We start from the raw sequence: 16,809 nt of genomic DNA, 5'->3' as shown, positions 1-16,809 counted from the left end.
CAATGCAAATGTTTTTCTTAGTCAGCTATAGAAGAAAATTCGTCTGCACAAGAATTTTTCATAGCATTCAATGTATCATAATCTGTAAAATCTAATTTTACTGGTGTGATAGTAATAAATCCTTCTTTTATTTTATTTACACTACCACTGCCTGAGTGCTCTCGAGACCAATTTAAGCTAAAAAAGCCATTCGAATTTTCAGTAAAAGTTAAATCCCCATCAATGTTATATTCACCTTGTTCAGCAAATTCTACTCCTTTTACTTTTTCCGTAGCAGGAAAATTTACACTCATCACTATGTTTTTAGGCCAACCAACCTTAACTAGCTTGGCAATAACCTTTGGTGCAAAAACCTTTGTATTGTGCCAGTCTATTTTATCATGATAAACTTGGCTCAGCGCAATAGAAGGTATAGACCTTGCAGCACCTTCCATTACAGCACCAATTGTTCCTGAATAACAAATATCGTCCCCGACATTTGATCCAATATTTACTCCGGACAATATTAAGTCTGGTTTTTTATTCATAACTTTATTTAGCGCAATAATGACACAATCTGCAGGAGTACCAGACACACTAAATTCCCTTTCACTATGTTGGTTTATTCCAATAGATTGTTTCACTGGATAATCAAGAGATCTTGCAGCCCCGCTTCTATCAGTATCTGGTGCCACTATCCATATTTCTGACGCAAAATTCCGTGCAATCTCTTTGAGTAATTTTATTCCTTCACTTCCAAAGCCATCATCGTTTGTTATCAATATTATCATATATAATACTCAGCTATACAGTTCCAAATTATGTAAATCACTGGCTGTAAATAAACTCATGAGGCTTTAAGTTTCTTTGCATAACTATGAACTGTAACAAAGAACCTGCTGTAAATCAATAGATTTCTTGCACAGGCCATAACTGTCATTACAATAGAAACGAAAAAACCTACTTGACAAACTCCGCCAGCCCCCTTATCATGGTACTGAAGGTATTCAGTTATCTTCATCTGTGCAGATTAAACAGCAAGAAAACAACGTAGTTGGCGTCTTATTTTTAATTTTTTGCACTATGTGCACCTTATGTCTTCACAATATTTCTAGGTTTTTACCTATATAAGCTGAAACGCGCTTATAAGTCGTTTAAGACAGTATAGTACGCCAATTTGCAGGATTAGAGAGTGAACACTAATTACCACGGGGTTTCTTTTGCCTTTTTTTCTGCTTAGTAAATTTCTTAAACATTTATGACTAAAGGTTAGTTGCATTAAAAAGCAGCTGAGTCGCGGTTATTAAACGTTTAAAACATAAAAAAACGCCAATACTGAAAATAGACAATGACTAGGGCTTCTTTTGCCTTTTTTTTGTTTGGTAAATTTCTTAAATATTTATGGCTAAACGACAACCGCCATCCCGCTACGTGTTAGCGGGATCTCTTGTTAGCGGCTGAGATACCGCGAATGAATCGCGGTATGACGGTCTGCGGCGATATGACGGTTCGCGGTGGCATGACGATAACTTCGTCATCCCGCTACGTGTTAGCGGGATCTCTTGTTAGCGGCTGAGATACCGCGAATGAATCGCGGTATGACGTAGGACTGCTGTCATCCCAGTGCCCAGACACTGGGATCCAGCCTTTTCATAATCATCAAAACGTTGTATTTTAACATAAAACGGCTACTTTTATGCTTATCAACTTAATAAAATTCCTGGATCCCAGTGGGCTTTGTTGCATCGCTAGCTATGATGGATTAAAGATAAAAAAGATGGAGAATATCAGTAGCTTATTATTCTGGTATTTATAACAAGAACGGTCAGTGAATACCTAAATTTGAGTAAAAGAAATTTCACTACCACTCACTAATCCGGCTAAAATTCAAGAATTTCAATGCTTTAGCTATTTTCAATAGAATTAAGTTTACTAATATAAATAATAAATTACTATTCTTAAATTTGATCAGATTGATTGCAAAAAAACAAGATTTTCAATAGGTTGCTTATAATCCTAGCTATAGTTAGCCTTTCATAAGTAGCGATGCAACAAAGCCATCCCAGTGTCAAGCACTGGGATGACAGGGGAAGGAGGCTACTCGGATGACACCTTGACAATCGTCATCCCGCTACGTGTTAGCGGGATCTATGCTAAGAGATACCGCGAATGAATCGCGGTATGACGGTCTGCGGCGATATGACGGTTCGCGGTGGCATGACGATAACTTCGTCATCCCGCTGCTTGTTAGCGGGATCTCTTGTTAGCGGCTGAGATACCGCGAATGAATCGCGGTATGACATGTTGCTTGGATCAGCTATAGTATTTCTTAAAATTAATAATAAATTTCTTGGCTAGCAAGAAGCTGTAAATTTTTTTGCGAGACCTAAGCCGCTTTTGATATAGCTAAAGGTTTACTGACAATCGTCTCATTCCACTACCTGCTGACTTACTTTCTGCTTAGCATATCCATCAAATCAGATTCTTTGAGTTTACTATGGTCAACTTTACTGAACTTATTTACCACAGAGCTCATTTGATTATACTGCTTAATCAGAAGATTAACTTCAGTTACACTTGTTCCGGACCCCTTAGAAATTCTAAGTCTTCTTTTGCCATTTAAAATATCTGGATTTTGCCTTTCTTTTTCAGTCATTGAGTTTATGATAGCTATATATTTTTTCACTTTATTGTCATCTGGCACACCGCTGCTTAGCTTTTTTGTGAATGAACTAGGAATGAATTTCATTATGTTGCTAATACCATCCATTTTACTCAGAGTTTTTAACATTCCCACTAGGTCGTTTAGATCGAATTTACCTTTTTTTACTTTCTTTTGCAGTTTATCGATTTCTTCCTGACCAACAATCTCAGCAGCTTTTTCAACCAATGATACAACATCACCCATGCTAAGTATCCTTTTTGCAATTCTATCGGGATAAAAATCATCGAGGTCACTTAATTTTTCACCACAAGCAATAAATTTAATTGGACAATCGGTGATCATTTTCATAGAAAGAGCAGCACCACCACGTGCATCACCATCAACACGGGTAAGAATAATGCCGGTTACACCTATTGCCTCATTGAATGATTTGGCAATGTTGACCGCATCCTGGCCTATCATTGCGTCGGCTACTAAAATAACTTCTGCAGGTGAAGCTATTTCCTTTACGGCTTTCAACTCATTCATCATATTATTGTCAATATGAAGCCTGCCTGCGGTATCTAGTATTAATACATCACAATTATCGTTCTTTGCTGTTGCCAGCGCCCTTTTTGTAATTGCAATAGGCCCCTCATTTATTACTGTAGATAAAGTTTGTACGTCTATTTGTTTACCCAGCACCTCAAGTTGTTTCTGGGCAGCCGGCCTATAAATGTCTAAAGAGGCAAGCATCACTTTTTTCTTTTGCTTTTTTAGCTTTAAAGCAAGCTTTCCTGAGGTAGTTGTTTTACCTGCACCTTGTAAGCCCACCATCATAATCACAGTAGGGGGTTTAACTGCTAGATTTAAGTCACTTTTCTCTGATCCGAGAACTGCAACTAAATTATCCTGCACAATTTTAATTATCATTTGTGCTGGAGAAACACTTTTTATGACTTTTTCCCCAATCACTTTATCTTTAATGTCGTTGATGAATTTTTTTACAACTTCAAGTGAAACGTCAGCTTCAATTAAGGCTATGCGTATTTCACGCATGGCAAGATTAAAATCATCTTCAGAAATGATCGACTTTCCTCTTAGTTTACTAAATACAGAATTTAAACTTTCAGTTAACGATTTAAACATAATAGCGTTAGTAGAATACTCATTAAAAAGAGAGAAGAAGCTGAAACAAAACTCACTGAGTTATAACCCAGCACTTCTTTAAGTTTAGTAATATTATTAAAGTATAAACCAGCAAGTGAATTAGTCAAGTTTTGCACTATGCTGGCAAACATTTCTCTAGTTTTAGAGACTAACTGATTGAACAGCAAGACAATATAGGGTATGAAAGCTCTAAAAGTCCAATCAACATCCATTTTAAAATTTATTCTCGGGTAAAATAACTTGCGTAAAGGAATAAACAATAAAGTGGTACATAGTAACAAATTAAATTGCGACAAAACATTTTTTGTGTTGTACACAAAATCGAAAATCGAAGGTTTATTGTAAATAGGTAAGTAAGGATTGCCAGCGATTACGCATATAAATGCTAAAATAATCATAGTCATTTTGCTCCCCCTCTCTGCTAAAGGTTTTGACTTACTTTTTGCAATAAATAAGTAATAAAGAAACTTTAGCCCCACGCTTAAATGAAGCAGCAAATTTAGAACCTTATATAAATTTTTATACCCTTTTAAGGCAACAGTGTTCATTTCAATTTCAGCTGTGATATATGATTTACTGATAAATCCAGCGGTTCCAGGAAATGCAGCCATTGTAAGTATTGCGATTATAGCACACATGCCTTCCACTGACATCAGTTTACCTACTCCATTAAAACTAATTGTTTTTGTTCGTGAAATAATCGAATTGCTGACCACAAACAATAATGATTGATAAACAAGAGAGAAGATTATATGCAGTATCAAAATTGGTATTGCCTTTTCCGAAGGGCTGAGTAAACCTCCTGCAATAATCAGCAAGCCCATTTGTCCTACAATATTATAGCATAAAAATCTACGAATATTTTGCTCAAGAGAAGCAAATATAATGCTGTAAATTGCAGTGATGGCGCCTACAAGCGCTAATATTTCAGTACAATCTTGCCATAGGTTATAAGTGTGTAAAAGCATCACTAAAAAAGAGACTTTAGTGGTAAATAAAGAGAGATATGTAGTGCCATGTAGCGATGCAGCAGGATATGCATCAACAACCCAAAACGAAAAAGGGAAACAAGCGCAATTTATCAATAAACCCAAAATTATCAGGTTAGTGCTTTGAAGTGCCAATCCTGCTATTAATATCACTCCAACGAAAAAGTGTACACAAGCGTACCTTATTGCAGGTCCACTATCTCTACAGCCAGCTGCGATAGTAAAAAATGCACTGACGGTCATTAATTCACAGAATATTATAACCAATATCATATGTTCAGATAAAACTGCATAAAGTGAACTAATAGTGTAAGCAGCAAAAGATAGCATCTCTGAAAAAGTCAAATTTTGTGCTGGTAGAACAGCTAAAAATGCAACTGATAAAAAAGATATTAGTATGATACGAAAAGATAAATCAAAATCTAGAATTGGGAGAGACCAATTTACTGCAATGCTCAAATTTTCAGGTAATTTTAGGACTATAACTATTAATATAGTCAGTAGGAGTAACAGTGACGATTTACAAAGTTGCACAATAATTTAAACCAATATGGTTTATGCTATCTCAATATATGAATAAAATCAATTTGCATATTAACCACTAATTAAACTAATTATCATATAATTATATCAGAGTTTAGAGGGTTATAGAGAAACCGGTCAGATTAGGTTTTTAATCTAATCTGACCGATAGCTTTAATAGTGAGGTAAGCTTTAATATAGCATTCTTAATTCACAATGCTACACTCGTGCATAATTTATTTTTAATTTGTGCACGAGCGTTAGTAAATTATTTACTTTTTGAAATAAAATTTGGCATCACTTTAATATTGAGACTTAGTAAACCTCAGTAGGGCTGCCAGTTGGACCCATAAGAATTACTTGTTCACCTTCTTTAAAACATTTACATAAATTAGTGGAACCGCCAGTTTCAAGCACAATAGTGGAAATAATTCCTTTTTTTTTGTCTACTTCAGTGCCGGTTACGGCTATACCTTCCATAGCAAGGTTTGTATTATTGGCTTTTCTGCTATTGGTTTCAAAATTTTGCAACCTAAAGAATTGTCCAGGTTTAAAATTCTTTGCCGCAAGTGGTGCTTTGATCACTATTTCCACAACTTTGTCTGTTAAATATTGAACTTTTATAACCTTTGCAGTGAATTGCTCTTTGATTTTATTGAAAAATTCTTTGTTAGCCAGATCTTCAACGCTTGACCACGCATTTTTTTTCTGGATCTCAGTGTCAGCTACTTGGATGACATCTTTTTTGGTGAAAGTTACTCTTACATTACAACATTCATACAATTGTGCATATGACTCCGAGATTCTAGCTGGAGTGACAGAAACGAAGCTATTAACTCTATTCAAAAGCTGGGAAATAATAGGGTAGCCGTTCTTAGCACTTGCCATAGCTTTCACGACGCTGCCGCTATACGAAGGATGAAGATCACCAAAAAAGCTAATTGTTTTATTGCCTTGCTTATATACTAATATTCTGTCTTTATTCTGCATCTTAGGAGAAAATATTGGATCTATTTCTTTTCCTGATGAATTCAAATGAGTAAAATACCCATTGCTTAATTTAAAATGCTTTTTATCTTCTGTTGCAATAACCGTATTTGGCTCAGTACCTGCTGCTATAAAAATAGAACGTGCTTTCATGCATTTGATTTCGCCGGATTTTGTGTCTATTAGTTTTATTGATTCAGCATGATTATATTTATCCGTCACAACTTCAACTGGCTCTAAGTTTTCAATAAAGTAAATCCCTTCTGACAGTGCATTTTGCACCTCTTCGCTATTTAATCGATAACTTGGCGAATCTTTTAGCTCTTTTCTATATACAACTTTCACTCCCCCAAGACTCTGCATTAACTCTAATATTTTTATTTCTCTACTCTCTTTTTTCGCTAACTTTTGCTTTTCTCGGATCAATTGTGCGTGCGATATAAACTCATTCGCAATTTCGCGCTCTTCCTCTGTCCAATCCTTTTCAACACAGTCCTTTCCATACTTATCAACTAATATCTCATAACGAAGAAGAAATTTTTCTGCTTGAATTGGATAATACGCTAAAGCTTCAGTGGCAGTGTCAATCGCAGTAAGCCCCGCACCTATGACAACTATCGGCATACGAACTTGCAGATTTGCTATAGAATCAAATTTAAGAGCGCCAGTCAGTTGTAACGACATAAGAAAGTCAGATGCCATACGCACTCCACGAGCTAGTATATTCTTTATTTTGATCATTCGTTGCTTGCCAGAGCCAAGCGCCAAGGCGATGTGATCAAAACCTAGATTGAAGCTATCTTTCACGGTAATTGTGCCACCAAAACGAATGCCGCCATAAATTGCAAAATTTTCACGTCTTTCTAGTAATAACCTGATAATTTTTAAGTAATTTTTATCCCACCGAGAAGTAATGCCATATTCTGCCACCCCACCAAACCCACCTGCCGTGCGTTCACTCAATTTTTCGTGTTTGAAATCTTTAATTAGCTGGAAATTATCGATCAAAGGCTCAATTTTTAATCCATCAATAGCGATAACGTTATGCCCATCATTCAACAAATGATGAGCTAAATTAAAACCAGCAGGACCAAGGCCTGCAACTAGAACGTTTTTTCCGGTGTTTTCTCTTGGCAATGAACGCTGAAAATTTAAAGGATTCCAACGGCTGAGCAGAGAATATATTTCAAATCCGTACGGTAAATTAAGCACATCATCCAAAATCCTTGTTTCAATCATTGGCACATTCACGGGTTCTTGTTTCTGATATATGCACGAGTTCATGCAGTCATTGCATATTCTGTGCCCAGTAGCCGCACATAATGGGTTATCTATCATCACAATTGCAAGGCTTGCTATGCTGTAGCCTTCGCTTTTCACCAGATTCATTTCTGATATTTTCTGTTCTAGTGGACAGCCATGCAGCTCAACTTTTAGTGGGGACTGTTTAAAAGTATTGTCGTTATTAATTAGCCCCTTTGAGCAGCTGTCCTTATTTTGCTTATGACAGAATATGCAGTAGTGAGCGTTATCTAATGCTTTGTTCAAACTCACCTTTTTGCTTGTTAGATCAAAACCATATCGTCTTTTTACTTCATTTGAATACAGCACTTCAACTTTGTCCACTTCTTTTTTAGAAAATGGTATGAGATTTTCATGGTCAATTTTCCTATGGATACTAAAGAGTATACTCCGTTTATTTTTTACTCTCCACACTGCATATTGTGCCGCAAGTTCTATTTCTTCTTTGTGATTTTCTTTATCTTCAAACCAATGCATCACCTGCTCGGCAAAATTTTTTTCTGTTGTTGGCAAAGTGAGAAAATGACTTAGTTTGTTAGTAATATCTATATTCGCCACATTAATGTATTTCTTCAATGCGTAGCGTTGGACAAATAACCTTTTGCATTTATATATCACAGCAAAGTCATTATGTTTTTTCTTTAGCTCTTCTATTTCTTTTTCAATGTTGAAAAGTTTTGCAATGAACTCGTCAAATAAATATGAGAGGTCTACTATTAACTGGCTATTACCAATCTGATTTTCCCTTGCTTCAATTAATGAACAAAACAAGCTTTCATCACATGATTTAATATAATTCAAAAATGTCTCATCCAATTTTATTAATCCACTGCGAGTATATAAATTTGAAAATGAGATATTAAGCTGCATTATACAGTATGCACACTGTCTTTTGTATATTACGTATTTTGTAGCATAGCTAAAATCGTTGCTTCTGCAACCTTTTCTTCACCAACACACGCAATACACTCAAATTTACATGCACTTAAACGTGCGTTTTTAACATTAGCTTGCAGAATCAGTGTGTCCCCTGGAGTGACTGGCTTTCTGAATTTTGCATTTTCAATAGACATAAAGTAAATAGCTTTGTTTTCTATTGTACCTTGGCTTTCTTTACCAAGAACACATATAGCAGATGCTTGAGCTAGCGATTCAATTATCAAGACTCCTGGCATTATTGGATGACCAGGGAAATGACCAATAAAAAATGGCTCATTAAAAGTCACATTTTTGATTGCTTTTATACTTTTACCAGGATCACACTCTATAACCCTATCTACTAAGAGAAACGGATAAGAATGTGGTAGTATTTTTATAATATCACTGATATTAAATTGCATAAGCCTACTCAATGCCTTTTAAAGCAAATTCAGGTATTTCCTTGTTTATATTGTTTAATACCATATCCGATAAATCAACTTCATCCATAGAGTATAAAACTTGGTTCTTTTTTGAAATAAATAGTACCAAATCTATGTTGTTTTTTTCTGCCGTTTTTTTAGCAACTTCTTTTATCTTGTTAAAAACACTCTCTACTGCATCTCTATAACTTTCTTCTAAATACAACATTTTTTCAGCGTAAGCATCTCTAGCATTTACAGTATGCTTATTAAACTGTTCTGTCTTTTCCTTTTTTGCTTCTTCTGACAAAAGTTCAAATTCTTCTTTTGATGGCTTAAGTTTTTCTAACTCACTTTCAAATTCTTGTTGTAATCTAGAATTCTGCTCCTTTATTTGTTGTTGTATGTTTCGCAGAGCAAGAGATTCATTGATAACTTTATCACTATCAATAATGGCAGCCTTTGTGTTCTGAGGTTGATATCCTGCAAACTTATACCCCACAAATAAGGAAATAATTAAGGCAATAACTGATATAAATAACTGTATATATTTCATTCAAATCCCCGCTTCAATAGAAAATTTAACATTTGGTGATGGTATTATATCATAAGATTCCTTTACTAAAGGAAACCCAAAATCTAATCTAAGTCTACCAAAAGGAGAAGGCATTGAAAAGCCAAAACCTGGTGACACTCTTATAAGCTTACTATCATTATATGGATCTTTATATTTCTCATTTTTATCATCTAAGCCAAAAAGTGTTGCATAGTCAACAAATAATGAGCCTTTGATACCAGCATAGTCATATAGTTTTGGTAGTGGGAAATCTACTTGCTGTGTTAAATTAAAATAAGTTTTGCCTCCCAATGAGCTTTTATTTTTGTCTTCTGCTCTTGGTCCAATGCCGGAAAGGTCAAACCCTCTAATCTCATTACCCCCTTTAAAAAAGTGCTGGCCAATGTTTAGATCTTCATCGGTATAAGAAAAAATATGACCTGCTGCCATCTTAAAGCGTAGTATTATGCTATCGTCAATTTTACTTAATATAGGATGCGTGTAAAAAGACAAGAACTCAGATTTTAGGAAGTTTACATTCCCTCCCAATCCTGAAATATCCTGACTTATACGCAATAAATATCCTTCTTTTGGAGCATAAAGATTATCCAGTTTATTATATGCCAATGTGTATCCTACTGATGAAATCTGATGTTCACCTTCTTGCCCCTTTATTATATCAGAGATGTCATTGTCTTTTCCATCCTTATTATCCATATGTATACGGTTATACTTGTAAGAGTAGCGAATGGAATTAGTTAAGTTTTCTATAACTTTGTATGATAATTTTGTTGAAAATCCCATGTCACAACTGTCGAAGCTAGTGTGTGGTTTATCTTGTTTTTCATAAAATACGCCCACACCTAGTGATGTATCAGAATCGTTAAAATTATTTTCAACAACCTCTACATTAGTAGAAAGTGAATATTGATTTTTCTCAAGAGCAAAAGAGAGCTCTTTACCACTACCAAATAAATTACGATCTGTGAAATCAGTTTTTACAAATGCTCCACCAGGAAAGGACATACCTCCTGCTAAAGATAATGAAGCAGTTCTTTTTTCTTTAACATTTAAGTCAAGATTTACTGCATTGTCATTAACTGCGTAACTATTTACTTTTACTGTTTCAAAAAAATCACTACTCATTAGTTTTTTACGTGATTTTTGAATCTCAGATATATTGTACGCATCACCTTCTGCTACACTTAGCTTACTTCTGATCACTTTATCTAAAGTGCGATCGTTACCATCAATTGTAATTTGATTTATATAAATCTTTTTACCCGGCAGCACTCTGTAGGTCACATCTACAACATTGTCACGTTGTGCATACTCTGGATTAACTTTTGCAAATATATATCCTTTCTCATTTAAATACTTGTTTATTTTTTCTACTGTATTATTAATTTTAACTCTATTAAATATCTTATCGTTTTCCTCTGTTATAAAGTCCAATATTTCTTCTTTTAGGCTTAAATCCTGAATTTCAGTTTCAATATTAACCTCATTATTTCCAAACAAATATTGCTGTCCTTCGTCAATCAAAAAAGTCAATTCTATCTTATTGTTATTATCAATCTCAACAATCGGTTGAATATTATTTTGAATATATCCCTTAGACGAATAAAAACGATCGAGCAATTCTGTGTTAATCAATAAATATTGTGGTGAATAACGAGTTCCGCCCTTAAACATGGCTCTAAATAACTTACTAAATATGTCATTACTATGCACTTTAATAGCTTGCTCTAGCTCGTTTTCAGAAAAGTTTTTGTTACCTATAAATCTTATATCCTTAATTTTAGAGGTTTTACCTTCTTTTATTTTAAAAATTAGATTGACCCTATTACTATCAAGCTTATTCAGCTCATATGCAACGTTAACACCAACCTTACCGTTATTTCTATAAGTAGTGATTAAATTCATTAAATCGTTTTGCAATTTTGTTTCAGTGAAAATAGTTAGCGATTTTGATTGAATTACATTATTTAGCAGCTCTTTGCTGTTAAATAATTTATTACCCTTTAATATTATCTTGTTAATTAGTGGATTTTCTTGAATTTTTACTACTAAACTTTTTTTATCATCGATATAAGCGTTAACACTAGCAAACAACTTTGTTTTATATAAACCTTTTATAATCGAATCTATATCATCGTCGTCTACATAGCTACCAGGTTCTAACTTTATATAAAACCCTATTGTTTGATTGCTTACTCGCTCATTGCCAATGCATTTGATATCTTTTATCTGTACTTTTTCCTTATTTTCTAAAGCAACAAGTAGAGCGGGAAAGGAGATAAAAATTACTATTAGTATGTAAAATAGCTTTTTCATATTTATTTTAAAAAAGACTCCTAATATCATTCGAAATTGCAATTGCCATCAGCAAGAACAAAATGAAAGCACCAAAGGTAGCCTCATATTTTTGATATTTCAAACTTAAATCTCTACGTATAACTGCTTCTATAATATAACGAAATAAATGCCCACCATCCAGTAGCGAAATTGGTAGCAAGTTAATCGCAGCTAAATTAGCTGAAATAATTGCCATGAGATACACAACCATAATAAATCCTTTTTTGGCTGATTGCCCTGAATATTTTGCAATTTTTATTGGTCCACCTATTTCACTTGCACTTCTCTTACCAACGATAATTTGAAAGATAGCTTTGATCGTTAAGCACATAGTGTGGTAAGTTTCACTTACTGATAAGCTCACAGCCCCAAGAAAAGATGACTGCTTTAATGTATTGACTGAAATAATCCCTATAGTTTCTCTTTCTATTATGTTGCCAAAAACATCTCTACTCTCAATTGTCAATGGAGTCAGGCTAGTTCTACGCTCCTCATTATTTCTGCTATATTTAATTTCCATTCTCGTCTTGGGGTTCGACATTATCACACGTGAAATATCTTCAAAGTATTTTATTTTATGTTCATTGATTTGTGTAATAGTGTCACCTGGTAATAGGCCAGCTTGTTTGGCTGCACTTCCTTCAATTACATCCCTAATCACCGGTGGAGTGCGGTAATAACCTGCCGTGCTAAAAAATATTGTAAAAGCTATAACAGCAAGTATCATATTTGCAAAAGGTCCTGCAAAAACCACTGCTGCTTTTTTATACCGCGGTTTTGTATGAAATGAATACAACTTTTCTTCTTCAGTTAATTCTTTTTGATCAGCTGGGACACTCGCTGCATTAGTATCCCCTAACATTTTAACATAACCACCCAATGGAACAGCGCTTAGTTTCCATCTAGTTCCAGACTTATCGTTAAAACCAAAAATTTCAGGACCAAAACCTATAGAAAAAGATTCAACTTTAACTTTGCATGCTTTGGCAACAACATAATGCCCATATTCATGCACAAACACTATAACAGAAATGATTAAGGCAAATGACAAAAAACAATATATTCCATCGCTAAATTGATGAATAAGATTAGAAATTAATTCCACCTGTATATTTAGATCTTAACCAAATCTTAAGTATATTAAAATACGCCTCGCTTGACAAGTATTTAGTTTAACTTTTAAATTAAAAAAAAGTTTAATTGTAATGACAGATACCTCACTACTCAGAAGAAAATTGATGTATAGAAGCTGGCATAGGGGTTGCAAAGAAACCGATATACTTTTAGGGCATTTCGCATTGAAATATCTTGATAAATTTTCCTTGAGCGAACTAATCGAATACGAAAAAATAGTTGATCTTGATGATTACGAATTATATTGTTACATAACTCGTAAGACAAACCTCCCTCCTGGCTTAAATAGTCAGATAGTCAATTTAATTGCTTGCTTTATTGAAGCTAATCCTTTATGCACTCAAGATTAGTGATAATCTTATTTACCTTATCTAGTACCTCAATATATTCTATTCTTTTCTCGTTTCTATACTTTTCGCGCTCTTGATTTGCTTCATCCAACCGCTTTGTTAATTCTAAAATTTTATCCTCAAGAATTAGCGCTGCAAGTAAGAAATTTAATGCATCCGAACCCTTACCTCCAGTTTTTTGAGATACAGAACCAACTAGCTTGTCAAAACTATTAGCAAGACGTAATAAATGGCTCTTTTTCCCACTTTCGCAAGATATTTTGTATGTGTTATTACGTATAACTATTTCTACTACTTGCATATGGTGCTAAAAATTTCTATCGTACAGTATAAACTCAAACCCCTACTTTCATCTTATTTATGGTATAAATTTTTATTCATTTATCAAATCAGATAATTTTTTACTGCTACGAAAATATGTTTTAAAGTATTGATTCTTTGTAAACTTCTGTAACATTAAATGGCTTGTTTCTTTCAAGTGATAACTTCTAACTGAAAAAGAACCAAATCCCCTAATTTCAACTCTATTATGATGCTTCAATGTGCTTGAAAGTATCCCAAAAAATCTATCAACTATAGCTGCTATAACAATCTTATCTAAAAAAGGATGTCTTTTTGCTACCCTCGCTATTATATCAGACTTTGTTGCCATTTATATGAAGCCAAAATAAGTAAACCTTATCACTTAGCAGATAATACTATGTTATATTCTTCAACACCCAATACTTCAACTTCTATTTTTTCTGATATAGAGAACTTTTTATTTTCCGGTAAATGCTCTTGATCTATTAGAAGGGTTACATCGTTCTCAACTTCAACGACTAGTCCATTATCTTCTCTCTTACCTACAACAACCTGTATTTTATCGCCTACCTTAACTTTCTTTATCAGTTCTTCAAGAGGATCATACTCTATTTGTTTTATTCCAAGATAAATTCTTGCCCGATTCACGTTAGCCCTTATTACTTTTGCTTCTATTTTATCACCTACATTATACTTCTTTATCTCATCTGAGCTATTTTTAGACCAACTTAAATCTTTCACATATATTGTCCCTTCTACGTTCTCATCTATTTCAGAATCATTGAAAGCGACAGATACATATGAGCCGGTATTATTCTTCACTTCACCAGAAACAATAGAACCAGGAGGATATTTCTTGATAAATACTTGCCAAGGGTTGTCTACACACCTTTTCATGCTTAAACTCATCCTACTCTTAGCAATGTCAATACTGAGAATTTTTACATATACTTCTTGTCCCCTTGTTACGAGACTACTAACTGGTAAACTACTCTTAACCCAAGTTATTTCTGACGAGTGCACTAAACCTTCAATTCCAGGTCTAAGCTCAACAAACAATCCATAATCTTCTATGCTTGTTACATAACCCTTATGCACACTATCAACTGGATATTTTGACTCTGCATCTTGCCAAGGGCTATCTTCTAGCTGCTTCACACCCAAGGAAATTTTAGCATTTTCCTTATCTATTTTTATAATTTTAACTTTTATAGTCTGGCCACAAGCAAAAACTGCAGATGGATGACTCACTCTACTCCAAGAGATATCTGTAATATGTAGCAATCCATCTATAACTCCCACTACATCTGATTCATGAATACCGACAAATACACCGTAATGAGTGATGCTTTTTATTTTTCCTTCTATTATATCGCCTTCATTTAAAGATTCTAAAAATTTAATTTTTTCACCAGCGTGCAATTTTTCTAACACCAGCTTTCTTGATACTACAATATTACCTTGCTTCTTATCCATTTTAAGCACGATGAACTTTTGTTCAGTTTCAATAAGGTGCTTCGCGTCTTTTACTTGCTTCAAATCCACATGACTCAGCGGTAAAAAAGCGCTTATTCCGTCACCAAGATCAACAATAAAACCACATTTAATTGAGCGTTTAATAACTCCGCTTACTTCAGCTCTTGTAACTGTATCTTCTTCCAACTTATTCCATTTCTCGTCTCTAATTGCTTTTTCACGGCTAAGAACAACATTACCATGATAATCTTCAATTCTTTCCACATAAACTCTAATTTTCGAGCCAATAATGATCTCATCATTACAACCGAGTTCCTTGATCAGAATTCTCCCGTCAGACTTTAAACCAATATCAACCACAACGTCGTTAGGGTTTATTCTTGTAATTACACCTTCTACCACATCTCCTTCTTTAATTTTGTTAACAAAAGAATCTTCAAACAAGGCATTATCTTGATCCTCAAATTGGCCTTGACATATCTCTTCTATAAACTTGTTTGATGATAGCTTTCTGATAGTAACCGGTAGATTTACAACTGGATCATTATTATTCATGCAATGTGACCTTTAATTTAAACTTTATTAGAACTCATATATTATATAATATTAATAATTATTGACAAGTAATTTTTCGTTAATTCATTTCGAGAATTGTTTAAGCTATATAAAATATAGTGAGAAAATTATATATGTATCAAGAATATGCTATTTAAGAATAGCAAGTGGATTAGATCGTTCTCCAGAAGGTCCAGGTTAAAACCGGATGTTGATGAAATATTGGAAAAATATTCTATTCAAAACAGCAAGGAATCTATAGAGAAGATTGTAAATTCACGAAAAAGAATATGGGTAGAAATAGGCTTTGGCAACGGTGAAAATATGCTTTACCAGGTGCTCAATGAACCTGATCTATTATTTATAGGATGTGAGCCCTACTTAAAGGGGGTTTCTCGCTTGCTAACAAACATAGAAATACAAAACATAAAAAACATTTTAATATGGACAGAAGATGCAAGAGAATTGATTGCAAATTTTCCTGACAACAGTGTTGAAAGATTCTTTATCCTCTTTCCAGATCCATGGCCAAAAAGAAGTCACAATAAAAGACGATTAATTAATACGGAATTTTTAAATTTATTAGCAAAAAAAATACTTATAACAGGGGAAATATTCATTGCAACCGATCATCAGGACTATGCAGAGTGGATAGCATCACATATAAAGCAGTGTAACTCTTTAATCTATAGGGAAGACGATTTCACAAGTTATACTCTTACAAAATACCACAAAAGAGCGCTCAAAGATCAGCGTAAAGTAAGGTTCTTTAAAGTAAGTGTTATTAATAATTTGCAGACTATGGATCAATAGAGTTTTTGCATATCTCTTTTACGTTAACTATAGATTAAAAATAATAAAAAAAGAGGGAGAAATAGAGTAAATTCCTTTAACTATTTCTCCTTATGAAGGAATAGACTTCTTGCATAACCCAAACTAATACCAATTCTCATTGTTGACCAGTCAAATAGGAGACATTGGTATGACTACTTGGATCCAGCCTTTCCATCCAAGACGGCAGTGCCCTGACTACTTGAATCCAGAAAAAAGAATGGTGTCATGAAAGTAGCTGACACTGGCTTCCATCCAAGAGGGTGTCATCCAAGTAGCCCTTTGTTGTCATCCGAGTAGCCCCTTTCTCGTC

Annotated in this window: 14 protein-coding genes; 2 read left to right on the top strand and 12 right to left on the bottom strand. The window is 34.1% G+C overall.

Annotated elements, in window-relative coordinates; all coding sequences use genetic code 11:
• Nucleotides 1–17: 17 nt before the first annotated feature.
• The 9 genes from surE to rseP form a co-directional block, all read right to left on the bottom strand.
• Nucleotides 18–770, bottom strand: a complete 753-nt coding sequence (gene surE, locus OOK92_RS01185) for a 5'/3'-nucleotidase SurE (RefSeq protein ID WP_253309702.1) — start codon at nt 768–770, stop codon at nt 18–20.
• Nucleotides 771–1,937: 1,167 nt separating this feature from the next.
• On the bottom strand, nt 1,938–2,099 hold the full coding sequence (locus OOK92_RS01180; protein ID WP_264735985.1) for a hypothetical protein: 162 nt from the start codon (nt 2,097–2,099) through the stop codon (nt 1,938–1,940).
• 329 nt (nt 2,100–2,428) lie between these two features.
• Nucleotides 2,429–3,772 (bottom strand): signal recognition particle protein, encoded by a 1,344-nt coding sequence (gene ffh, locus OOK92_RS01175; RefSeq protein ID WP_264735984.1) that lies wholly within the window; start codon nt 3,770–3,772, stop codon nt 2,429–2,431.
• Nucleotides 3,757–5,316 carry a proton-conducting transporter transmembrane domain-containing protein gene (locus tag OOK92_RS01170; protein WP_264735983.1) on the bottom strand — a complete coding sequence of 520 codons (1,560 nt, stop codon included), beginning with the start codon at nt 5,314–5,316 and terminating at the stop codon, nt 3,757–3,759. Before OOK92_RS01170 ends, ffh begins: the two co-directional genes overlap by 16 nt.
• Nucleotides 5,317–5,619: 303 nt before the next feature.
• The gene (locus tag OOK92_RS01165; protein ID WP_264735982.1) at nt 5,620–8,463 is read right to left on the bottom strand and encodes an FAD-dependent oxidoreductase; all 2,844 of its coding nucleotides are present in this window, start codon (nt 8,461–8,463) and stop codon (nt 5,620–5,622) included.
• Nucleotides 8,464–8,492: 29 nt separating this feature from the next.
• On the bottom strand, nt 8,493–8,933 hold the full coding sequence (gene fabZ, locus OOK92_RS01160) for a 3-hydroxyacyl-ACP dehydratase FabZ (protein ID WP_253309601.1): 441 nt from the start codon (nt 8,931–8,933) through the stop codon (nt 8,493–8,495).
• A gap of 4 nt (nt 8,934–8,937) precedes the next feature.
• A complete protein-coding gene (locus OOK92_RS01155) occupies nt 8,938–9,489 on the bottom strand; it encodes an OmpH/Skp family outer membrane protein (protein ID WP_264731237.1) in 552 nt (183 codons plus the stop codon).
• Nucleotides 9,490–11,826, bottom strand: coding sequence for an outer membrane protein assembly factor BamA (gene bamA, locus OOK92_RS01150; RefSeq protein ID WP_264736423.1), 2,337 nt, complete (start codon nt 11,824–11,826; stop codon nt 9,490–9,492).
• Nucleotides 11,827–11,833: 7 nt separating this feature from the next.
• A complete protein-coding gene (rseP, locus tag OOK92_RS01145) occupies nt 11,834–12,952 on the bottom strand; it encodes an RIP metalloprotease RseP (RefSeq protein ID WP_264731241.1) in 1,119 nt (372 codons plus the stop codon).
• A gap of 100 nt (nt 12,953–13,052) precedes the next feature.
• On the opposite strand from rseP, the gene OOK92_RS01140 reads away from it, so the two are divergent.
• Complete coding sequence (locus tag OOK92_RS01140; RefSeq protein ID WP_182158663.1) at nt 13,053–13,331, top strand: FAD assembly factor SdhE; 279 nt, start codon at nt 13,053–13,055, stop codon at nt 13,329–13,331.
• On the opposite strand, the gene OOK92_RS01135 is transcribed toward OOK92_RS01140, so the two are convergent.
• The 3 genes from OOK92_RS01135 to OOK92_RS01125 form a co-directional block, all read right to left on the bottom strand.
• On the bottom strand, nt 13,306–13,632 hold the full coding sequence (locus OOK92_RS01135; RefSeq protein WP_182183710.1) for a cell division protein ZapA: 327 nt from the start codon (nt 13,630–13,632) through the stop codon (nt 13,306–13,308). The two genes, OOK92_RS01140 and OOK92_RS01135, sit on opposite strands and share 26 nt — an antisense overlap.
• 72 nt (nt 13,633–13,704) lie before the next feature.
• On the bottom strand, nt 13,705–13,983 hold the full coding sequence (locus OOK92_RS01130) for an HU family DNA-binding protein (RefSeq protein ID WP_264735981.1): 279 nt from the start codon (nt 13,981–13,983) through the stop codon (nt 13,705–13,707).
• 29 nt (nt 13,984–14,012) lie between these two features.
• The gene (locus OOK92_RS01125; RefSeq protein WP_264735980.1) at nt 14,013–15,665 is read right to left on the bottom strand and encodes a 30S ribosomal protein S1; all 1,653 of its coding nucleotides are present in this window, start codon (nt 15,663–15,665) and stop codon (nt 14,013–14,015) included.
• A gap of 147 nt (nt 15,666–15,812) precedes the next feature.
• On the opposite strand from OOK92_RS01125, the gene trmB reads away from it, so the two are divergent.
• Nucleotides 15,813–16,478 carry a tRNA (guanosine(46)-N7)-methyltransferase TrmB gene (gene trmB, locus OOK92_RS01120; protein ID WP_253309594.1) on the top strand — a complete coding sequence of 222 codons (666 nt, stop codon included), beginning with the start codon at nt 15,813–15,815 and terminating at the stop codon, nt 16,476–16,478.
• The last annotated feature ends 331 nt before the right edge of the window (nt 16,479–16,809 follow it).

The organism is Wolbachia endosymbiont (group A) of Rhinocyllus conicus (assembly GCF_947250775.1).
Taxonomy (GTDB): domain Bacteria; phylum Pseudomonadota; class Alphaproteobacteria; order Rickettsiales; family Anaplasmataceae; genus Wolbachia.
Note: the sequence above shows the minus strand (reverse complement) of the source record. Positions and strands in the feature narration are given on the sequence as shown.

What these genes read in the sequence shown, in the direction of transcription:
- surE (WP_253309702.1), bottom strand. Translation starts at nt 770, where the DNA reads ATGATAATATTGATAACAAACGATGATGGCTTTGGAAGTGAAGGAATA.
- ffh (WP_264735984.1), bottom strand. Translation starts at nt 3,772, where the DNA reads ATGTTTAAATCGTTAACTGAAAGTTTAAATTCTGTATTTAGTAAACTA.
- OOK92_RS01165 (WP_264735982.1), bottom strand. Translation starts at nt 8,463, where the DNA reads ATGCAGCTTAATATCTCATTTTCAAATTTATATACTCGCAGTGGATTA.
- fabZ (WP_253309601.1), bottom strand. Translation starts at nt 8,933, where the DNA reads ATGCAATTTAATATCAGTGATATTATAAAAATACTACCACATTCTTAT.
- OOK92_RS01155 (WP_264731237.1), bottom strand. Translation starts at nt 9,489, where the DNA reads ATGAAATATATACAGTTATTTATATCAGTTATTGCCTTAATTATTTCC.
- bamA (WP_264736423.1), bottom strand. Translation starts at nt 11,826, where the DNA reads ATGAAAAAGCTATTTTACATACTAATAGTAATTTTTATCTCCTTTCCC.
- OOK92_RS01140 (WP_182158663.1), top strand. Translation starts at nt 13,053, where the DNA reads ATGACAGATACCTCACTACTCAGAAGAAAATTGATGTATAGAAGCTGG.
- OOK92_RS01135 (WP_182183710.1), bottom strand. Translation starts at nt 13,632, where the DNA reads ATGCAAGTAGTAGAAATAGTTATACGTAATAACACATACAAAATATCT.
- OOK92_RS01130 (WP_264735981.1), bottom strand. Translation starts at nt 13,983, where the DNA reads ATGGCAACAAAGTCTGATATAATAGCGAGGGTAGCAAAAAGACATCCT.
- OOK92_RS01125 (WP_264735980.1), bottom strand. Translation starts at nt 15,665, where the DNA reads ATGAATAATAATGATCCAGTTGTAAATCTACCGGTTACTATCAGAAAG.
- trmB (WP_253309594.1), top strand. Translation starts at nt 15,813, where the DNA reads ATGCTATTTAAGAATAGCAAGTGGATTAGATCGTTCTCCAGAAGGTCC.